Origin of the sequence: Thermoleptolyngbya sp. C42_A2020_037 (assembly GCF_015272455.1) — a bacterium.
GTDB lineage: Bacteria > Cyanobacteriota > Cyanobacteriia > Elainellales > Elainellaceae > Thermoleptolyngbya.
Map to the genome: position 1 here is coordinate 135,183 of NZ_JACYLP010000035.1, position 16,701 is coordinate 151,883.

Here is a 16,701-nt window from a genome sequence, read left to right on the forward strand (position 1 = left end):
TGACATCCCGACGCCTAGTGCCCAATTGCTGCGGGAACACTAGGCGATTGCACCGTTGGCAGCCATCGACTGGCGATCGGCATTCGCCAACCCGTGCCAAAGGCACGATCGGTAATCTTTAGCCCTGGCGCGGCCTGCTTGCGCTTGAACTCAGCGCGGGTGACCAGCCGAATCACCTGGTTCACGATGACCGCGTCGTGGCCCGCTGACACAATGTCTTCCGGGGCTTCGTGGCGCTCTACAAACCGCTCCAGAATATCGTCTAGCACCTCGTAGGGCGGCAGCGAGTCCTGATCTACTTGGCCAGGCTTTAGCTCAGCGCTGGGGGGCTTGCTGAGGATGTGGGGGGGAATCACCGGGCGTGCGGTCGGGCGCAGTAGTAGCGAGGAGTCGAGGGCAGTCGGGGTTTCTCGATTAAGCCACTGACAGATGGCGTACACGCGGGTTTTGGGCACGTCGGCGATCGCCCCCAGGCCGCCGTTCATGTCGCCGTAGAGGGTGCAGTAGCCCACCGCCATTTCCGACTTGTTGCCCGTCGAAATCAGCAGATGTCCGAACTTGTTAGAAATCGCCATCAGCAGCGTACCGCGAATGCGCGACTGGAGGTTTTCTTCAGCAATGCCAAACTCGGTGCCTGCGAATAGTTCCGATAGGGCCTGATCGTAGCCCTGCATCATCGGCGCGATGGGGAGGGTCTGGGTCTGGATACCCAGGTTTTTTGCCAGATCCAGCGCATCGGTGATGGAGTGGTCAGAACTGTAGGGCGAGGGCATCAGCACGCCGAGGACGTTTTCGGGGCCAAGGGCTGCGCTGGCGATCGCCGCCACTAGGGCCGAGTCGATGCCACCGCTCAGGCCCAGCACTGCTTTGCTAAAGCCACACTTCCGCACATAGTCGCGCACCCCCATCACCAGCGCCATCCAAATTTCCGCCTCGGCACAGTCGGGCAGGGGCGCAACGGCATCCGGCAAGGGCATCAGTTCGTCTACTGCTGGGTCAAATTCGGCAAACACCAAGTCATGTTCAAAGGCTTTGGCTCGAACAACCAGTTCCCCTGCCCGATTTAGCCCAAAGCTGCACCCGTCAAACAGCAGGTCATCGTTGCCGCCGACCTGATTGGCATAGAGAATTGGCTGGCCATAGCGAGTGGCACTGTGGCGCAGCATATTTTCCCGCAGGTGCTGCTTGCCGACGCTGTAGGGTGATGCCGACAGGTTCAGCACCAGATCCACGCCCTGGCGCGTAAGTTCGGCGATCGGGTTCACCTCGTAGTGACGCTTGCCCCAAAAGCTCTCGTCATTCCACAGGTCTTCGCAAATGGTGACCCCAATCCACACGCCATCCAGCTCAAAGGCGCTGCTCTCTTCGCCGGGTTCAAAGTAGCGGTCTTCGTCGAATACGTCGTAGGTGGGCAATAGCCGTTTGTGAAAGTAGCGCTGCACCTTGCTGTCCAGCAGCAGCGCGGTCGTATTAAACAGGGGCTTTTCGCCGTCATACACTGCATCGGGATTGGGCAACACCGTCCCCACCAGCACCGCCAGATCCGCAGGCAGGTCTCGCGCTAGCTGCGCCAGGGTTTCCGCCATTGTCGCTAAAAAGCTGGGCTGCATCAGCAGATCGCGGGGCGGATAGCCGCAGAGCGAAAGTTCCGTCGTCAGCAGCAGTCGTGCCCCTTGAGCGATCGCCGCTTGCGCCGCATCAAGAATTTGCCGCGCATTGCCCGTGAGGTCGCCGATGGTGGGATTCAGTTGGGCGATCGCAATTTTCATGGCTGGAACCCGCTAGCTATCGATTCCCACAGGCTGCGAAACCGTAACAGGCGATGGCGCAGGAGCCGCCGTCTTGGTGCCAAAATCCAGCCCATGTTCGCCCACCGTTACCAAGATCGTGTCGCCCTCTGAGAAAGCGTTTTCTAGCAGCTTGGTCGCCAGCGGATTCTCAATCTCGCGCTGGATCGCCCGCTTCAGTGGCCGTGCGCCATACACCGGGTCAAAGCCCGCATCGGCGATGTAGTTTTGCGCGTCTGGCGTGAGTTCCATCCGCAGCTTTTGCTCCGCCAGCAGGCGATGGATGCGCTGAAGCTGGATACCGACAATTTGCCGCAGTTCCTTGAGGCTGAGGGCGTGGAACAGGATGATGTCGTCTACCCGGTTGAGGAACTCCGGGCGGAAGTGGCTGCGTAGCGCATCCATCACCCGCTTCCGCATCTCCTCGTATTTGGAATCGTCACCGGACACGTCGAGGATATGCTCGCTACCGATGTTGCTCGTCATCACCACGATCGCATTGCGGAAATCGACCGTGCGCCCCTGGGAATCGGTGATGCGCCCGTCGTCTAGCACTTGCAGCAGAATGTTGAACACGTCGGGATGCGCCTTTTCCACCTCGTCCAGCAGCACAACGGAATAGGGGCGACGACGAATCGCCTCGGTCAGTTGCCCGCCTTCCTCATAGCCGACATAGCCCGGCGGCGCACCCACCAACCGCGACACAGAATGCTTCTCCATGTATTCCGACATGTCCAGCCGCACCAGCGCATCTTCCGAGTCGAACATGCACTCGGCCAGGGCGCGGGCCAGCTCTGTCTTGCCGACCCCCGTGGGGCCGAGGAACATGAAGGAGCCGATAGGACGACCGGGATCTTTCATCCCAGCGCGGGCGCGACGAATGGCGGCAGCCACAGCGGCCACAGCCTCATGCTGTCCAATCACCCGCTGATGCAGGAAAGATTCCAAATTCAGCAGCTTTTGACGCTCGGTTTCCAGCAGGCGGTTGACCGGGATACCCGTCCACTTGGCGACGATTTCGGCAATGTCGGAATCCGTCACTTCCTGCCGCAGCAGCACCTTGCCCGCGCCGCTGTGAACCTCATTCAGGCTGGCTTCCTTTTCCTCCAGTTCTCGGTGGACTGCCTCTAGACGACCATACTTCAACTGGGCGGCGGTGTTGAGGTCATAGTCGCGCTCGGCTTTTTCAATTTGCCGCTGGAGCTTTTCTTCCTCTTCTCGCAGGGCTTTGATGGTTTCCAGGATTTTCTTTTCCGACTCCCACTGAACGGTGAGGGTCTGCTGTTCTTGCTTGAGTTGAGTAATTTCCTCAGCAATCCGCTCTAGTTTGTCTTTGGAAGGGCGAAAGGCGGCGCTGTTGATCCCCAGCCGCACGCCTTCGCTTTCGAGGGAGAGCTTTTCCATCTCCAACTGGCGGACGCGGCGATCGATGGTTTCTAGCTCGACGGGTTTTGAGGTGATTTCCATCTTGAGCTTGGCGGCGGCTTCGTCTACCAGGTCGATGGCCTTGTCAGGCAGGAAGCGGTCAGAAATGTAGCGATCGCTCAAGACCGCCGCCGCCACCAGCGCCGAGTCGGTAATCGTGACGTTGTGATGCACTTGGTAGCGCTCCTTTAGCCCCCGCAGGATCGAGATCGTATCTTCCACGGTTGGCTGACCGATGTAGACCTGCTGAAAGCGGCGTTCTAGGGCGGCATCTTTTTCAATGTGTTTGCGATATTCATCCAGCGTCGTCGCGCCGATGCAGCGCAGTTCGCCCCGCGCCAGCATAGGCTTCAGCAGGTTACTGGCATCCGTCGTGCCAGAGGAGGAACCCGCGCCCACGACGGTATGCAGTTCATCGATAAACAGCACCACCTGGCCTTCAGAATTGGTGACTTCCCGCAGCACGGCCCGCAGCCGCTCCTCAAACTCGCCGCGATACTTGGCTCCGGCAATCAGGGAACCCATATCCAGGCTGATGAGCTGGCGGTTCTTCAGCGATTCGGGCACGTCGCCGTTGATAATGCGCTGGGCCAGGGCTTCGGCGATCGCCGTTTTGCCCACACCCGGCTCACCGATCAGCACGGGGTTATTTTTGCTACGTCGCGACAGCACTTGCACCACGCGGCGAATTTCCTCATCCCGCCCAATCACCGGGTCGAGCTTGCCTGACTTGGCCAGCTCCGTCAGGTCGCGCCCATACTTCTCCAGCGCCTTGTATTGCGACTCTGGCGACTGGCTGGTGACGCGCTGGCTGCCGCGCACGCTCTTGATGGTGGTTTCCAGCTGCTTGGCCTCAATGCCCGCGGCTTTGAACAGGCGGCGACCCACGCGGTCATCTTCGCAAAGCGCCAAAACCAAGTGTTCGACCGCGATGTAGTCATCCTGGAACACCTTGCGGGCATCTTCGGCCCTGTCCAAAAACGTATCTAGGCCACGCCCCAGGAAAAGCTGGCTGAGGTCGTTGGTGTTGACCTTGGGCTGGCGGGCGGCGAAGGAGTCTAGCTGCTGCCGCAGGCGGGCCGATTCCATACCGGCCTTGTCGAGAATGGTATTGGCCAAACCTTCCTGATCGAGCAGGGCGATCGCCACATGCTCGACTTCCAGATTTTGTTGACGGTAGCTGCGGGCCACGTCCTGCGATTTCACAATCGCTTCCCACGCTTTTTCCGTAAATTTACCGGGATCGGTTGGCTGCATGTTAAAAATAAATCCTTGAATAGCCGCTCAGGGTGTTCTCTATTGTAACGTGAGTGTTTAGCCAGACGCTTGCGGGAGGGGGCTGGATGCCATTTCCTGCAAACCTTTTGGGCTGACTTTCACCTACTTCTAGTGTACGGAAGCTGCCTCCAGTTTGCCTGAATTCAAAAACAGGACGCTGATGCAGCAGACGTGTATGGGGCGATCGCAAGCGTGATTTTACTGAGGCTGAATTCGGAGCGATCGCACCAGATTATCTAGCAGCGTCAGATTTGGGAAAAAGCCGCTGCTATCTTGCATGTTGAGCTGCTGAGCCACCCGCCGCAGGTAGGTTTCGTAATCTGCCACAAAGGCATCGTACTGATCCGCCGTAAGCGGTGCTGTGGCAGGCAATACGGACGTTAGCAGCGGCTGCGACAAAGAGACATAATAGCGCCCGTCGGTGGTCAATCCCTGAAAGATATAGACCAGCTCGTTGCTGAGAATCGGGCTAACGTCGTACTTGTAAACCCCCACGAAACGCAGCCCACTGCCCTCCCCAAAGCGGAGATACTCCATCTGCGATCGCAGCACTTCATCCCCCGAAACAGGCGGCAGCACACCGATTGGACGATTAATGTAAAACGGGCGCTGGGTCAGAATGGTTCGCAGCCCGTTAATCACCTGGTTCATCGCCTGTAGCTCTTGGCGATAGCCCACGTACATTGCCCGCAGCCCGCTGACGGAGTAAATCTTGAGCGTCCCCGGAGGGACTGCAATTCCCGCTGCCGGGCTGGGCACTTGAAATTGATAGACCAAGTGGGACGGCTCCCCGTTGAGGTAGGGCGGCTGATCTGGGCGATAGGGCCGCGCTGCCCGCCGCTGCCCCTGCACCGAGTCCGTCAGCGGCCCTGGTTCAAACCGCACTTGCTCTAGGGATAGCGGGAATTCCGTCGCCACGTCCGAAAGCTGAAGTACGTAGGGCCCGGGTGGTCGCCCTATCGAGGACGATTCTGGAAACTCTGGCGAATCGATGGCTGGTGCAGGCTGGGCGATCGCCCTTTGCTGCCCCAAAAGAAAATCATTACCAACGACCGCTATGCTCCCCAAGGGCAAGAGCAGGGAAAGCCCCCGCGCAACCCAACCATTCATGGTTTCGCTCCTCGTTTCGCTCCTCACTCACACTGCCTGCAACACCGCCTCAAACTCAGCCTGAGACGCAACCTGAAATCCAGCATCAACGCTCAGCCCAAGCGCTGGTGCAGACCTCATGCTTCTACACGCTCCGCCTAGACCAGGCTACGTTCCCAAAATCGGGGCGTAAAGACCAGAACACTGCGCGATAACTCCGCATTACGCGGTTTTCTCATCCCCCAACAGTTGCTCTCAATCTTATCCAGGTCTGGTGCAAATGAGCGAGATTCCCTGAAATCAAGGGTTAAATGTGAGGAGAGATTCGGCATCGGGGGTTATAGGGATAGCGAGTAGAGACTCCCGAAACCCTATTCACCGGTAATCGACAGTTCCTCAATCCACACGCGGGGGCTGAGGCCAGCGCCGACCCGTTCCAGTTCTGGCTCGATGTGGATGATGGACTTGAGGAGTTGGCGAAAATCGCCTGCGACCGTCGCGGATTCAATGCTGGTGCGCTGACCATCGCGAATCAGCCAGCCATCAAAGGGCAGCGAGAAGGAACCCTGGAGGGCTTGTACCCCAGCATGAAGTGCGTGCAGGTCATCGATGAAGACAACGTTGTTGGCAGTATTGAGGTCAAAGGCGGGATCGGCAGCACCCGGCAGGACGTGATAAAAATGACTGCCGACCGTCACCTTTGCCCCCATGTTGGCGTGGCCGGTGGGCTGTGCATTTAGCCGTTTAGCCGTGCCTGCACTGTGCAAAAAGCTGGTCAACACGCCCTGGTCAATTAGCGAGACGCGGCGCGTGGGCGTGCCTTCGCCATCAAACAGTTCGCCACCAACATTTTCTGGATGCAGCGCGTCGTCATATAGCGAGAGCAACGGAGAGGCGATCGCACTCCCCAGTGACTCTGGCGTAGACAAGCTTTGCCGATCGAGAATATTCTGCGCGTTAAACAGATTAGAAAACGCCCCAATCAGGCTCAAAAAGGCATCAGGCGACAACACAACCCGGTACTTTCCGGTAGGAATCTTTTCGTAATCCAGGTGGCTGATTGTCTTCTCCGCTGTTTCTCGGATGCACTTCTGTATATCCAACTGCTCCAGCCCCCGGCTTACCTCAAACGATCCAGCACTGCGGGGCTTCTTGCCTTCCTGCTCTGTCTTGCTGTAGAGGTAGATCGACGCAATAGATTGCCCCTGCCGCCGCACTGCGCCTTCGCTATTCAGATAAAACCGTTCCATATCCCGCTGCGACAGACCGTTATAAGGCACAGAGGCGATCGCCGGATGCGCCGCCAGCAGTTCCTTTTCTGCCCCGATCAGCGCCGCGATCAGATCAGACACCGATGCAGGTGACACGCGATCGTCTTCTTTGCCCGCCAAGGGAGCCGTCGCCTCTGGGCTAAAGTCAGGCACATTTTCCTTCATGCCAAAAAAGCTGGCATCGTAGGCCGTCTTCAGCGCCAGTTCCAGTCCCGTCGGGTCAACGTCGGTCGTCGAAGTGATGCCCAGCGTACCCTCATGGTTCCACACGCGCACTGTCACACTCGATCGCTGGGATGCCTTCACCTGCTTGGGTTCGCCCTGATCTACCTGGACGCTGGTTTCATCGACCGACGCGCCGTAGATGTCGTATTTCTGAATGCCCAGGCGATGGGCAGACTCTTGAACCTGGTTGGCAAGATCGCTGACAAGAATCGGCATGGCGGGGGTATTTTAGGAAGTTTTTTGGGAAGTTTTCCTAAAGTGTATCGCAGGGGGATAGAAGGGAAGAGGGAAGAGAGAAGAACGAAAAACGAAGAACGAAAAACGAAAAACGAAGAACGAAAAACGAAGAACGAAAAACGAAAATTCTTAGGCATCTCCCAAGCCTTCGCTCTTTGCTCTTCGCTCTTCCCTCTTCGCTCTTCCCTCTTCGTTCTTCCCTCTTCGCTCTTCCCTCTTCGCTCTTCCCTCTTCGCTCTTTGCTCTTCCCTCTTCGCTCTTCCCTCTTCGTTCTTCCCTCTTCCCTCTTCGCTCTTCCCTCTTCGCTCTTCCCTCTTCGCTCTTCCCTCTTCCCTCTTCTTCCCGCCATTTCCCCTATGATTAGCTACCTAAAAGGCGCGATCGCCGCTGTGCAAAAACTTCCGAGCAACCGCGTCATCCTAACCCTAGAGGTCAACCACGTAGGCTACGACCTGCAAATCACGCCGCGAATGCTGCAATCGCTGCCGGGTATGGGCGAAGTGGTGCAGGTGTTTACTCATCAGCAGGTCAAGGAAGATCAGATCGTCCTATTCGGGTTTGGGTCGCTGGCGGAGCGAGATCTGTTTCGGCAGTTGATCAGCGTCAGCGGCGTGGGGCCCCAGTTGGGGATGGCGCTGCTGGACGGACTGGGGCTGCAAGACCTGGTGCAGGCAATTGTGTCGGGCAACACGCGGATGCTGTCGCGCACGCCAGGGGTGGGGGCAAAAACGGCGGAACGACTAGCGCTGGAGCTGAAGACTAAGCTGGCAGACTGGCGCACGCAGTCGGGACTATCTACAACCCCAGATGCCGCGCCCGTGGGCAGCGTGCAGGAAGATGTGGAACTAACGCTGCTGGCGTTGGGCTATTCCAGCGGCGAAATTATGCAGGCATTGCGGGCCGTGGGGCAAAAAACGGCGCTGGCGAAAAATGCTGATGCGGAGCAGTGGATTCGAGAGGCGATCGCCTGGCTGAGCCAATGATCCTGAACCCTGTGATACAATCGTTGATTGTATTGATACTCACCGGACGACCCCAATGGCACTCCTGCAAGAGCGCAAGCAGCAGATTATTTCTGATTATCAAATTCACGAAACGGACACTGGATCGGCAGACGTTCAGGTAGCAATGCTGACCGAGCGCATTAACCGCCTCAGCACCCACCTCAAAGAAAACAAAAAAGACCACGCTTCTCGTCGGGGCTTGCTGAAGATGATCGGTCAGCGCAAGCGCCTGCTGGCTTACATCCAAAAACACGATCCAGATCGCTACCGCGCTCTAATCGGCAAGCTGGGCATTCGTGGTTAGGGTTCAACGAACTCGATTTGCTCGGCTAGATGGTGTAGCGAGCTGAACCCTTGCGGTCAGAACAGGTTTTTACATGGCATCTTCTACTCCACCCGACCCCAACTCCTCTAGTTCAGACGCTTCGGCTCGTAAGGCTTTACCTTTTGAGCCGAAAAAGCGCCTGAAGAAGTCTGAAGAGTCTGGCGCTGCGGGTAAACAGCCAGAGACTGGTGTGAACCCCAAAAAAGCGCCCAAATCTGCCTCAAAACCAGCCGCAAAAGCCCCCTCCAAGCCAGCACCTCCGAAGGCAAAACCCTCAGGGAGCGCTTCTGATGCTGCTCTCAAGAAACCTGTGGCCGCCCGCGCATCGATGGCGATTCCTGATGCAGTGAGCAAGCGCATGGCTAGGCGGATGGCAATTTTCTGCGGCGTGCCGTCGTTTTTGGCGATCGCCACCTTTGTCGTCAGCTACTACATCGTCAGCCAGCACCTCATGGATTTGCCCACCTCCGCTGTGCTGCTGGTCAGTCTGGGCTTTTTTGGGCTGGGCGTGCTGGGGCTGAGCTATGGGCTGTTTTCGGCCTCCTGGGAAGATGAACCGGGCAGCTTGTTGGGCACGTCGGAGTTTCGCACTAACCTGGGACGCACCATTGCCGCGTGGCGATCGCAGCGCCCTCAGTCCTAACGCCTCATCACAGAAACCACCCGACCGGAGGGTGGTTTTTGTCTTTTGGGCTGCCTAAAATAAGCGCTAGCGTTAGCCCAGCATTAAACCTTTGGATTTTGGCGTGTGGCGTTTAGAACTCTTAACTGAAGTTAACCTGCCAGTCTGCCGTTTCCGTAGCATTGAATACTCTAAACTAGTCATGTTTTTGGGCGATGTCTGCTCTACGGACGTTCGCCCTGCCCTGAGTCTAAACGCAACCCAAACGCTCTGCCTAAACCCCAGAGCCGAAGGACTTTTAACCTCTCTTGAATTATTCAAAGTAAGCAGGATTTTCCCATGATTGTGGTGATGAAGCCCGAAGCGCCCGCCGAAGAAATCGACCGCCTGAGTGCCGAATTTCGCGAGATGGGCCTGACGCCGGAAAAAATCGTCGGCAAACACAAAACCGTGGTCGGTCTGGTGGGTGACACTGCCGAGATGGACGCGCTCCAACTCCAAGACCTGAGTCCCTGGATTGAGCAAGTGCTGCGGGTTGAAAAGCCCTATAAGCGCGTCAGCAAGGAATATCGTCATGGTGAACCGAGCGAGGTTGTCGTGCCTACGCCCAATGGCCCAGTGACCTTCAGCGTCTTTGCGCCGATTGTGGTGGTGGCGGGGCCTTGCTCTGTTGAAAACGAAACCATGATCGTGGAAACGGCTCGCCGCGTAAAAGCCGCAGGCGCGAAGTTTTTGCGGGGCGGTGCATTCAAGCCGCGCACCTCACCCTACGCTTTTCAGGGGCACGGCGAGAGCGCACTGGAACTGCTGCAAGCGGCGAAGGATGCGACTGGGCTGGGCATTATCACCGAAGTGATGGATGCCGCAGATCTGGAAAAAATCTGCGAAGTGACGGACATCGTGCAGGTCGGCGCACGCAACATGCAGAACTTCTCGCTGCTGAAGAAGGTAGGCGCTCAGGATAAGCCTGTGCTGCTAAAGCGGGGCATGTCTGCCACGATTGACGAGTGGCTGATGGCGGCGGAGTATATCCTGGCGGCGGGCAATCCCAACGTCATTCTCTGCGAGCGCGGCATCCGCACCTTCGACAATCAGTATGCCCGCAACACGCTGGATCTGGCGGTGATTCCGGTGCTGCGATCGCTCACTCACCTGCCCATCATGATCGACCCCAGCCACGGCACGGGCAAGTCGGAATATGTGCCCTCGATGGCAATGGCTGCGATCGCCGCCGGAACGGACTCCCTGATGATTGAGGTTCACCCCAACCCATCGAAGGCGCTGTCTGATGGCCCGCAATCGCTCACGCCGGAGCGCTTTGACCGACTGATGCAGGAGCTATCGATTATTGGCAATGCGGTCAATCGCTGGGAAGCTAACCCAGTGCCCGTGCTCGCCTAAACCCTATCCCAGAAGTTGGAACAAGGGCGATCGCCGAGAGGGGTAGGCACTTACGGGCGATCGCCCTTATTCTCGCAAATCTTCGAGTCGGCAGACGACTTCTGGCTGGCGCTGCGACTAAAATCGAACTTAATCTGGAGCGTTTTTTCGCAAATGTTCTTTCACCGTTGAGTTCAACCCAGCGCGATGCCTGACTTTGTGGAACTGGATGGACGGAAATTTTTGCCTGCGGATCAACTGCCGCAGCCGGAGTGGCCTTGCGTCATTAGCGAACGCCCGCAGCCGACGCTGACGCTCAAAGACGACGACCTGTTTTTGATTACCGACACGCTGGGCAATATTTCCGCTTGCCTGGAGGGAGACTCCATCGGCAGTTTGGGACTGTTTTGTCAGGATACGCGCTTCTTAAATCGTCTGGAATTGCAGATTGAGGGGCGATCGCCCGTCCTCCTTAGCAGCAACGCTGACAAGGGATTTGTGCTGTCGGTGCTGTGCGCCAACCCGCAGTTGGATGCGATTCCGCCAGAAACCATCGGCATCCAGCGAGAACTGGTGCTAAACGGCGGGTTGTTTGAAGAAATCAGCCTGACCAACTTCAGCACCGAACCCGTGCAATTTGAACTCAGCCTCAGCTTTAATGCCGATTTTCTGGATTTGTTTGAAATTCGGGGCTTCCAGCGCGATCGCCAAGGACGGCGGCTGCGGCTGGTGCCTGCGGTAGTGCAGGATCACCGGCTGGACGTAATGGAAGCCACGACAGACGATGCAGCCGATCCGCTGCCTGCCTCGATGCCTCTAGAAATTACGCTGGCCTATCAGGGCCTAGATGGCGGGCTGATGGAGTCGCGCATCCAGTTTTTGCACCAGCCGCCTAACTTCCTCAAGGGCTACACTGCCCTATGGCAGGTGTCGCTAGAGCCGCATGAAACGCTGACCCTGGGCTATCGGCTGCAACCGCTGCTGAATGGGCGATCGCCCTCCGCCGTCAACACGCCCATGACGCTGATGCAAGCCAAGGCAGCGGAACTGCTGGAGCAGACCCAGTGGGGCGAACAAGTGACGCGCATCCGCTGCGACAACAAAGCCATGAATCAAATCATCGAGCGGGCGCAGCAGGACGTGTACCTCTTGCGGCAAACCTTTGGCAAGGGCAAGGTTCTGTCAGCGGGGGTGCCCTGGTTTTCAACGCTGTTTGGGCGCGACTCCCTCATCGCCGCCTCGCAAACGCTGATCCTCGACCCCACCATTGCCCGCGACACCCTCAGCATCCTGGCCCACTATCAGGGCAAGCAGCACGACGACTGGCGCGACGAACAGCCCGGCAAGATTCTGCACGAGCTGCGCCTGGGCGAAATGGCCCGCTGCCAGGAAATTCCCCACACGCCCTACTACGGCACAGTGGACGCAACGCCGCTGTGGCTAATGCTCTACGCCGAATACTACGCCTGGACCCATGACCAGGAAACCCTAGAGCGACTCTGGCCCAACGCGCTGGCGGCCATGGAGTGGATTGACGAAAACCTCAAGGAGACAGGCTATCTGGCCTATGCGCGGCGCTCCTCTCGCGGGCTGCAAAACCAGGGCTGGAAAGACTCTGGCAACTGCATTGTGAACCGCCGGGGCGAACTGGCGGAAGGGGCGATCGCCCTCTGCGAAGTGCAGGCCTACGTCTATGCCGCAAAGGTGCGGCTGGCAGAAATTGCCCGCCTGAAAAAGCGCATCGACCTGGCCGATCGCTGGATTGAAGAAGCACAAGACCTGAAGCGACGGTTTAACCGCGACTTTTGGATGGATGATTTGGACTTTTGCGCCCTGGCCCTGGATGGCAAGGGCAACCCGGTCGATAGCATTACGTCTAACCCTGGCCACTGTTTGAATTTGGGCATTCTCGACCAGGACAAAGCCCTGAGCGTGGCCGAGCGGCTGCAAGCACCCGACATGTTTAACGGCTGGGGCATCCGCACCCTCAGCAGCCTGTCGCCTGCCTACAACCCAATGGGCTATCACATCGGCTCTGTCTGGCCCCACGACAACAGCATGACAGTGCTGGGGCTGCGATCGCTCGGACTCATTGACCAGGCCCTCGAAGTCACCCAGGGCATTTTCGACATGACCCTGCGCCAGCCCTACCAGCGCCCCCCCGAACTCTTTTGCGGCTATGAGCGCACCGCCGACAACAGCCCTGTGCAGTATCCCGTTGCCTGTTCGCCCCAGGCCTGGGCCACTGGAGCCATCTTCCAGCTCTTGCTAACGATGGCAAACTTGGTGCCCGATGCACCCAACAACTGCCTGCGAATTCTCGATCCGGCCCTGCCCGACACGATGCATCGCCTGTCGCTGCACAACCTGCGGATTGGCCAAACGCTGCTGGATCTGGAATTTGAGCGGGTGGGCAGCGCCACCGCTTGCCGCGTGGTGAAAAAGCGCGGCAACCTGCGCGTGGTGATTGAGGCGTAGGGTTGATTCTCGATTTTGGATTTGCGATTTTGGACTTGCGATTTTGGATTGCTCGTCAAGCTTCGGTGGGCTTCCCGCAACTTCCCTAGCAAATCCGCTTGGGAAAATTAATGGGAGCCACCGATTTCTTAGGAACTGCCAGAGCCGCAATTCCTAAAGCACCTGATGCGTATAGGCGTGCTGCTTCACATTGTCTTCGGGCTTGACCAGGCGATCGGAGTTCAGCACGCGCTTGCGCTCGGTGGAATGGTTGAAATCGGTGCGAACCGTGCCCAAGGGAATTAGGGATTGGGCTACAGGACGCGCTTTGTAGGTGCGGGCTGCGGCGATCGCCCTCGCGGCAAACTCATCGCAAAACTGCGTGTCTGCCGGAAAGCCCGCAGGGAGTTGCGGTTCCTCGCCCGACAGCACCGCCCCCAGCGTCGTCGCCACGGCCTGTGTGTAGGAAGTGGGGATGCCACGGGCGATCGCCTCCAGCGCAGCCGAGGGAATCGGCTCCGCAACCGTCACCGGATGCACCTCCCCATCCGCTTTCAGAAAGCAGGTCGCTAGACCCACCACCAAATAATCTTCTGCCCCCAAATCGGGTGCTGTGGCTGCAATGATCATGAGTCCCTTGTTTGTGTTGCGCTTTCCCCTCATTCTGCGATCCATCGGCACAGATTCGGCAAATCGCAACCCCGGCTGTAATGAAACTAGAAAAATCTTTATGCTCTGGCGATTTTTATACGCCGGGGGAATCGCCAAACCGCTGCTCTCGCACCTCCGTCGCGTAGGTTTGCACCGCCTGGGTAATAATGTCCCGCAGGTTGGTGTAGGGTTTGGCGAAGGGGGGCTGCCATTCTGACAGGCCCAGCAGGTCGGGCGTGACAAGTACCTGACCGTCGCAGTGGGGGCCTGCGCCGATGCCGATGGTGGGGATGGTCAGCTTTTGGGAAATTTGCAGCCCCAGGTCAGCCGGGATATGTTCCAGCACGATGGAAAACGCGCCGGCCGATTCTAGGGCGATCGCCTCTTGCAAAATCCGCTCAGCCGCCTCGGCCGTCGTGCCCTGCTTGCGAAAGCCGCCCAACTGATGCACCGACTGCGGCGTTAGCCCCACATGGGCCATCACGGGAATGCCTGCCTGCGTCAGCCGTTCTACCGTCTCTAGCATGGCGGGATGGCCACCTTCTAGCTTCACAGCCTGCGCTCCGGTTTCCTTTAGCACGCGCCCGGCCGAGTGCATCGCCTGCGCCACGCTCTCCTGATAGGTCATAAACGGCAAATCGCAGACCACCAGCGCATTTTTTACGCCGCGCCGGACGGCCTTGGTGTGATGCAGCATGTCCTCCAGCGTCAGCGGCAGCGTGGTTTCGTGGCCCAGCGCCACCATCGCCAGCGAATCGCCCACCAAAATCACGTCCACGCCTGCTCGGTCCAACACTTGCGCCATCAGAAAATCCCACGCCGTCAGCACCACAATCGGGCGGCCGTCGCGTTTGAATCGGCTGAGCTGTTGGGTGGTCACGCCCATGATTCAGAAACTCCGAGGTTGAGGTTTGGAGGTGGAGGTTTTTCGTCTGGCGCAGTAGCCCGGATTGGGTTTATCGGGGCCCAGCGGCGATCGCCCCGTTGGCCAGCGCAATGGTCGCCTCTTTTTCGCCGTTTTTGATGCTCACGCCGTAGAGAACACCATCCGCCTGCCACATCACCGTCGCCACGCAATAGGCTCCGCAGGTGTTGGCATATTGCCCGCTCACGCCGTTGGTCAGGGTCACAGTTTCCACCGTTTCCGACATGCCGAGGATCTCCGCCGGAGTCATCGCGCCCTCATAGCGTTGCGCCCAAGTGCCGCCATAGCTACAGGCCGTCGCGCCGTTGCAATCGGCTACATAGTCAAAATCTACGCCGTAGCTGTCTTCGTCGCCATAGGCGTGGACATACACCTCCTCCATCCCCGGCACTGCGTCCGGCAGAAAAATCGGAATTGGCGTTTGGGGACGCAGTTGGCTGACCACTTGATCGACGGGAATGGGGGCCCCCGCCAGCGACGGGGCACAGCCCGCGATCAGCATCGGAATCAACGGAAAACCCAGCGTAAAACCCAGCAGAGCGGGGAGCGATCGCCTCATGATTGATCTCCAGGACGTACAAAAAAAGTACACAGAGAGATACATGGGAAAACAGCGTGAATCCGTGAAGTTCTTTGGTGATCTGCCAAGTTGCCATTCGCCCAGGCGGTATAGTGTCTTCTGGGATCGCGCACGCCGCCTGTAAAACTCTATCGCGTTTCCTTGCGGCCGTGTCACCTGCCCGGTGGACTGCGAAACTGCCCACCACCCACCGCTACGCCCAACGCCGTGAACCCATTGCAAAGGTTACGCCCAGCGCCATGACTCAGGAGCCGCCCCCACCGCCCAACTCGCCAAATAACCCGCCGGAACCGCCAGAGAAACCCCCCACGAACGTTGAACCCGGCTATGGGCCGCCCTCGCTGCAAGATTTGCGGGCAGAATATGTGGGGTTGGGCAAGCGGCTGCTGATTGGGCTGCTGCGGGCAAATGTGCGGCTGTTAGAGGGTTGGATTGCTGCCCTAGAAGCACCGCCCAGACGGGCCCAAACCTCCCTGGGCGATCGCTCACCGGGAGAACTCGCCGCCGCCGACAGCAGTGCCCTCGTCCGCACAGAGCCAGGTGCGCCGCCTGTTCCGGTTGCGCCATCGCTGGGTCGTCGCCTGCGGACAGCGATTCAGCAGGTGTGGGCGACCGTGCAGCCCGCCGCTCGACAGGTCTGGGCTGTGGCAAAGCCCTACTGGGAGAAGGGCTGGGCTTGGTGGACAGCCAATGCGTTGCCGAAGATTCGAGCCATCCTGCCAACGTCGATTCGGGATGCGCTGGCGGATCGGGCGCTGAGTGGGGCGATCGCCGGAATTGCCGCTCTTCTGGTCTTCGTCGTGCCCAACCTGCTGCCGTCCCAGGAGCCAACCCGCATTACCGAACCGCCCCTGATCAGCGAAGCGCCAGTAGACGGTCGCCGCGTCGAGCAGCCCCTCCCCCGTGTCACCACAATTCCTGAAGTGGTGCCCGATGACCTGCCGCCCGCGCCCGCGCCTGCCCCCAGCCCAGACGACAGCCCGCGCCCGTCTCGTCCGACTGCCAAGCCGCAGCCCACGCCCCCGCCGCAGCCATCGCCCTTGCCCACACCTGCCACACCCACCACACCCGCCCGTCCCGCCTTGCCCGATCAGCCCCTAGTGGCAGCGATCCAGGAGCAGATCACTAGCGTCACCGATGCCTACAGCGAAAACCTGATCCAGACCATTCAGGCGAGCTTTCGCAGCGGCCGCCTGAGAGTGAACCTGGGCGATGGCTGGTATGCCCTGTCGCCCGCCAGCCAGGATAAACTCGCGGCAGAGTTGCTGAAACGGGCAACGAGGCTGGATTTTACCAAGCTGGAACTGGTTGCACCAGACGGTACGCTGCTGGCCCGCAGTCCTGTGGTGGGCGATCGCATGATTATCCTCAAGCGCAGCCTCCAGCCAGAGCAAGCGGCTTAATTGGATTCTGGAGGAATGAGGAGAGCCAGGGGCTTATTTTTC

Annotated in this window: 13 protein-coding genes; 6 read left to right on the plus strand and 7 right to left on the minus strand. The window is 58.7% G+C overall.

Translation table 11 applies throughout. The annotated features are described in order from the left end of the window. Positions 1-14 precede the first annotated feature (14 nt). The 4 genes from IGS16_RS11880 to IGS16_RS11895 all read right to left on the minus strand — a co-directional run bounded on the left by IGS16_RS11880 (position 15) and on the right by IGS16_RS11895 (position 7,291). Positions 15-1,769 (minus strand): NAD+ synthase, encoded by a 1,755-nt coding sequence (locus IGS16_RS11880; protein ID WP_297085676.1) that lies wholly within the window; start codon positions 1,767-1,769, stop codon positions 15-17. Positions 1,770-1,781: 12 nt separating this feature from the next. After that, a complete protein-coding gene (gene clpB, locus IGS16_RS11885; protein ID WP_297085678.1) occupies positions 1,782-4,469 on the minus strand; it encodes an ATP-dependent chaperone ClpB in 2,688 nt (895 codons plus the stop codon). Positions 4,470-4,688: 219 nt separating this feature from the next. Further along, complete coding sequence (locus tag IGS16_RS11890; RefSeq protein ID WP_297085680.1) at positions 4,689-5,600, minus strand: hypothetical protein; 912 nt, start codon at positions 5,598-5,600, stop codon at positions 4,689-4,691. 350 nt (positions 5,601-5,950) lie between these two features. Then, positions 5,951-7,291 (minus strand): TldD/PmbA family protein, encoded by a 1,341-nt coding sequence (locus IGS16_RS11895; protein WP_297085682.1) that lies wholly within the window; start codon positions 7,289-7,291, stop codon positions 5,951-5,953. Between the two features lie 377 nt (positions 7,292-7,668). On the opposite strand from IGS16_RS11895, the gene ruvA reads away from it, so the two are divergent. The 5 genes from ruvA to IGS16_RS11920 all read left to right on the plus strand — a co-directional run bounded on the left by ruvA (position 7,669) and on the right by IGS16_RS11920 (position 13,121). Then, positions 7,669-8,295, plus strand: coding sequence for a Holliday junction branch migration protein RuvA (gene ruvA, locus IGS16_RS11900; RefSeq protein WP_297085684.1), 627 nt, complete (start codon positions 7,669-7,671; stop codon positions 8,293-8,295). A gap of 55 nt (positions 8,296-8,350) precedes the next feature. After that, the gene (gene rpsO / locus IGS16_RS11905; protein WP_068511088.1) at positions 8,351-8,620 is read left to right on the plus strand and encodes a 30S ribosomal protein S15; all 270 of its coding nucleotides are present in this window, start codon (positions 8,351-8,353) and stop codon (positions 8,618-8,620) included. Between the two features lie 73 nt (positions 8,621-8,693). Further along, positions 8,694-9,284: a PAM68 family protein gene (locus tag IGS16_RS11910; RefSeq protein WP_297085686.1), complete on the plus strand. Its 591-nt coding sequence runs from the start codon at positions 8,694-8,696 to the stop codon at positions 9,282-9,284. Between the two features lie 318 nt (positions 9,285-9,602). After that, a complete protein-coding gene (aroF, locus tag IGS16_RS11915; RefSeq protein WP_068511085.1) occupies positions 9,603-10,664 on the plus strand; it encodes a 3-deoxy-7-phosphoheptulonate synthase in 1,062 nt (353 codons plus the stop codon). Between the two features lie 186 nt (positions 10,665-10,850). Then, positions 10,851-13,121 (plus strand): amylo-alpha-1,6-glucosidase, encoded by a 2,271-nt coding sequence (locus IGS16_RS11920; RefSeq protein WP_297085688.1) that lies wholly within the window; start codon positions 10,851-10,853, stop codon positions 13,119-13,121. Between the two features lie 153 nt (positions 13,122-13,274). Here the strand turns inward: IGS16_RS11920 and IGS16_RS11925 are convergent, their stop codons facing one another. The 3 genes from IGS16_RS11925 to IGS16_RS11935 all read right to left on the minus strand — a co-directional run bounded on the left by IGS16_RS11925 (position 13,275) and on the right by IGS16_RS11935 (position 15,235). Further along, positions 13,275-13,730, minus strand: coding sequence for a hypothetical protein (locus tag IGS16_RS11925; protein WP_297085690.1), 456 nt, complete (start codon positions 13,728-13,730; stop codon positions 13,275-13,277). A gap of 115 nt (positions 13,731-13,845) precedes the next feature. Beyond that, positions 13,846-14,637 (minus strand): 3-methyl-2-oxobutanoate hydroxymethyltransferase, encoded by a 792-nt coding sequence (gene panB, locus IGS16_RS11930; protein WP_297085692.1) that lies wholly within the window; start codon positions 14,635-14,637, stop codon positions 13,846-13,848. A 70-nt stretch (positions 14,638-14,707) separates the two neighbouring features. After that, entirely contained in the window at positions 14,708-15,235 is a 528-nt protein-coding gene (locus IGS16_RS11935; RefSeq protein WP_297085694.1) for a hypothetical protein, read from the minus strand. 170 nt (positions 15,236-15,405) lie between these two features. Between IGS16_RS11935 and IGS16_RS11940 the strand changes: the two genes are divergently transcribed. After that, positions 15,406-16,659 carry a hypothetical protein gene (locus IGS16_RS11940; protein WP_297085695.1) on the plus strand — a complete coding sequence of 418 codons (1,254 nt, stop codon included), beginning with the start codon at positions 15,406-15,408 and terminating at the stop codon, positions 16,657-16,659. The last annotated feature ends 42 nt before the right edge of the window (positions 16,660-16,701 follow it).

Coding starts and splice junctions, on each gene's coding strand:
- IGS16_RS11880 (WP_297085676.1), bottom strand. CDS start 1,769: ATGAAAATTGCGATCGCCCAACTGAATCCCACCATCGGCGACCTCACG.
- clpB (WP_297085678.1), bottom strand. CDS start 4,469: ATGCAGCCAACCGATCCCGGTAAATTTACGGAAAAAGCGTGGGAAGCG.
- IGS16_RS11890 (WP_297085680.1), bottom strand. CDS start 5,600: ATGAATGGTTGGGTTGCGCGGGGGCTTTCCCTGCTCTTGCCCTTGGGG.
- IGS16_RS11895 (WP_297085682.1), bottom strand. CDS start 7,291: ATGCCGATTCTTGTCAGCGATCTTGCCAACCAGGTTCAAGAGTCTGCC.
- ruvA (WP_297085684.1), top strand. CDS start 7,669: ATGATTAGCTACCTAAAAGGCGCGATCGCCGCTGTGCAAAAACTTCCG.
- rpsO (WP_068511088.1), top strand. CDS start 8,351: ATGGCACTCCTGCAAGAGCGCAAGCAGCAGATTATTTCTGATTATCAA.
- IGS16_RS11910 (WP_297085686.1), top strand. CDS start 8,694: ATGGCATCTTCTACTCCACCCGACCCCAACTCCTCTAGTTCAGACGCT.
- aroF (WP_068511085.1), top strand. CDS start 9,603: ATGATTGTGGTGATGAAGCCCGAAGCGCCCGCCGAAGAAATCGACCGC.
- IGS16_RS11920 (WP_297085688.1), top strand. CDS start 10,851: ATGCCTGACTTTGTGGAACTGGATGGACGGAAATTTTTGCCTGCGGAT.
- IGS16_RS11925 (WP_297085690.1), bottom strand. CDS start 13,730: ATGATCATTGCAGCCACAGCACCCGATTTGGGGGCAGAAGATTATTTG.
- panB (WP_297085692.1), bottom strand. CDS start 14,637: ATGGGCGTGACCACCCAACAGCTCAGCCGATTCAAACGCGACGGCCGC.
- IGS16_RS11935 (WP_297085694.1), bottom strand. CDS start 15,235: ATGAGGCGATCGCTCCCCGCTCTGCTGGGTTTTACGCTGGGTTTTCCG.